Below are 2,387 nucleotides of genomic sequence, written 5' to 3'. Positions count from 1 at the left end.
GGGGGATCGGCTCGCCGCCGGCGGTGATGAACGCCGTACTGGACGCGCTCAAGGACCTGGGCGTGAAGGACCTGGACATGCCGGCGACGCCGCACCGCGTCTGGCAGGCGATCCGGCAGGCCGCGCAACCGGCCGCCGCTTGAGGCACGAAGGGAGACGAGCAATGTACGCATTCACTTACGAGCGCCCCACCAGCCGCGACCAGGTGCTGGCGCTGGCCCGGGCGGGTGGAAAGCTGCTGGCCGGCGGCCAGACGCTGCTGCCCTCGATGCGGCTGCGCCTGGCGGCGCCCGAACAGCTGGTGGACCTGGCGGGCGTGGAAGAGCTGCGCGGCATCCGGCGCGAGGGCGAGCGCCTGCGCGTCGGCGCCATGGTGCGCCACGCCGATGTGGCGGAAAGCGAGGAGGTGCGCGCCGCCATTCCTGCCCTGGCGCAGCTCGCCGCCGGCATCGGCGACAAGCAGGTGCGCGCCCGCGGAACCCTCGGCGGGTCGCTGGCGAACAACGACCCGGCGGCCGACTACCCGGCCGCGGCGCTGGCGCTCGGCGCGACCATCCACACCAGCGCGCGCGACATCGCGGCGGACGACTTCTTCCAGGGGCTGTTCGCCACCGCGCTGGAAGAAGGCGAGCTGATCACTGCCGTGAGCTTTCCGTGCCCGCAGCGCGCGGCCTACGCCAAGTTCCGCCAGCCGGCCTCGCTGTTCGCGCTGATCGGGGTGTTCGTCGCCCAGGGCGCGGACGGCGTGCGCGTCGCGGTCACGGGCGGGGGCAACGGCGTGTTCCGCCACGCGGCGATGGAGGCGGCGCTGGCGGCGAACTTCTCGTCCGAGGCGATCTCCCAGGTGCCGACCGACGAGGGCGAGATGTCCAGCGACCTGCACGGCAGCAGCGCCTACCGCGCCCATCTGGTGGGCGTGATGGCCCAGCGGGCCGTGGCGCAGGCGCTGGCGCAGGGCTGACAGGCGGGTCGCGCATGCCGCAGCCTCCCGTCCCCGCCGCTGCCGGCGTGCCCGACTCGATTGATGCGCTGCAATCGGCGCTGCAGGAGCGCGCGGGCTATTTTGCCGACCGGCGGCTTGCGACCGCGGTATTCCTGGCGCTGCAGCTGGGCCGGCCGCTGTTGCTCGAAGGCGAGCCGGGCGTCGGCAAGACCGAGCTGGCCAAGGCGCTGGCCAAGGTGCTCGGGCGGCAGCTGCTGCGCCTGCAGTGCTTCGACGGGTTGGAGCAGCGCGAGGCGCTGTACGAGTGGAACTACGCGGCGCAGCTGCTGCACCTGCGCGCGGCCGAGGGTTCGGCGCCCGCCAGCGCGCTGGAGGACGAGCTCTACCAGCCGCGCTACCTGGTGCGCCGCCCGCTGCTGCAGGCGCTGCAGGCGCCGCCACCCGGCGCGGTGCTGCTGATCGACGAGGTGGACCGGGCGGATGAGCCCTTCGAGGCCTTCCTGCTCGAATACCTGGGCGAATACCAGGTCAGCATCCCGGAGCTGGGCACGGTGCGCGCCGAGGTGCCGCCCATCACGCTGCTGACCAGCAACCGCACGCGCGAGCTGGGCGATGCCGTCAAGCGGCGCTGCCTCTACCATTGGCTGGATTACCCGGAGCGCGAGCGCGAGTTGGCGATCGTGCGGGCGCTGGTGCCCGAGGCGCCGCAGCAGCTCACCGACCAGGTCGCCGCCTTCGTGCAGCAGCTGCGCAGCGCGCCGCACGGGCGCTTTCAGCGCGTGCCCGGGATCGCCGAGACGGTGGAGTGGGCGCGGGCCCTGGTGGCGCTCGATACCCTGGTGCTCGATCCGGAAGTGGTCAGCGACACCGCCGGCATCCTGTTCAAGCAGCGCGACGACGTGGCGGCGCTCGACCGGGCCCTGGCGGACGAGGTGCTGCGCGCGGCACAGGAGGCGGCATGAACACCGCCGTCCCGGCTGCGGCCCGACAGGCGTCCGCCGGAGCGCGCGTGCCCATGCTGGGCGATGCCCGCAGCGGCAAGTTCGCCGCCAATCTCACGGCGTTCGCGCGCGCGCTGCGCCGGGCGGGCATTCCGGTCGATGCGTCGCGGATTGCGCTGGCGCAGCAGGCGGTGGCCGTCGTCGGGGTGGCGCGCCGGGAGGACCTGGCGGCGGCGCTGGAGGCCGTCCTCCTCAGCCGCGAGCAGGACCGGGGCGCCTTCGGCGAACTGTTCGATGCCTTTTTCCGCGACCCGAAACTGGCCAACCGCCTGCTCGCGCAGATGCTGCCGCGCGCCGATGGCCAGGCGCGCCCGCCGCGCGAACGCCCGCGCGTGTGCGAGGCGCTGGCGCCGCAGCGCAGCGCCGGGGCGCCCGGCCGGAGCGAGCAGTCGGTGGACCTGGACGCCGCCATGAGCGCCAGCCGGCTCGCGCGGCTCAAGGAA

2 protein-coding genes and 1 pseudogene are annotated in these 2,387 nt (G+C 73.9%); all 3 read left to right on the top strand.

Features of this window, described 5'->3' with window-relative positions; translation table 11 throughout:
* The first annotated feature begins 163 nt into the window (after positions 1 to 163).
* Positions 164 to 961, top strand: a complete 798-nt coding sequence (locus A612_RS00625; RefSeq protein WP_019372687.1) for an FAD binding domain-containing protein — start codon at positions 164 to 166, stop codon at positions 959 to 961.
* A gap of 14 nt (positions 962 to 975) precedes the next feature.
* Positions 976 to 1,905: an AAA family ATPase gene (locus A612_RS00620; RefSeq protein WP_019372686.1), complete on the top strand. Its 930-nt coding sequence runs from the start codon at positions 976 to 978 to the stop codon at positions 1,903 to 1,905.
* Positions 1,902 to 2,387, top strand: a pseudogene (locus A612_RS00615) (vWA domain-containing protein); the annotation flags it as partial. The gene A612_RS00620 and the pseudogene A612_RS00615, both read left to right, overlap by 4 nt.

Origin of the sequence: Melaminivora alkalimesophila, from assembly GCF_000282995.1 — a bacterium.
GTDB classification, from domain to species: Bacteria; Pseudomonadota; Gammaproteobacteria; order Burkholderiales; family Burkholderiaceae_C; genus Melaminivora; species Melaminivora alkalimesophila.
The sequence above is the reverse complement of the archived record's forward strand: the minus strand, read 5'-3'. Positions and strand labels throughout refer to the sequence as shown.

What these genes read in the sequence shown, in the direction of transcription:
- A612_RS00625 (WP_019372687.1), top strand. Translation starts at nt 164, where the DNA reads ATGTACGCATTCACTTACGAGCGCCCCACCAGCCGCGACCAGGTGCTG.
- A612_RS00620 (WP_019372686.1), top strand. Translation starts at nt 976, where the DNA reads ATGCCGCAGCCTCCCGTCCCCGCCGCTGCCGGCGTGCCCGACTCGATT.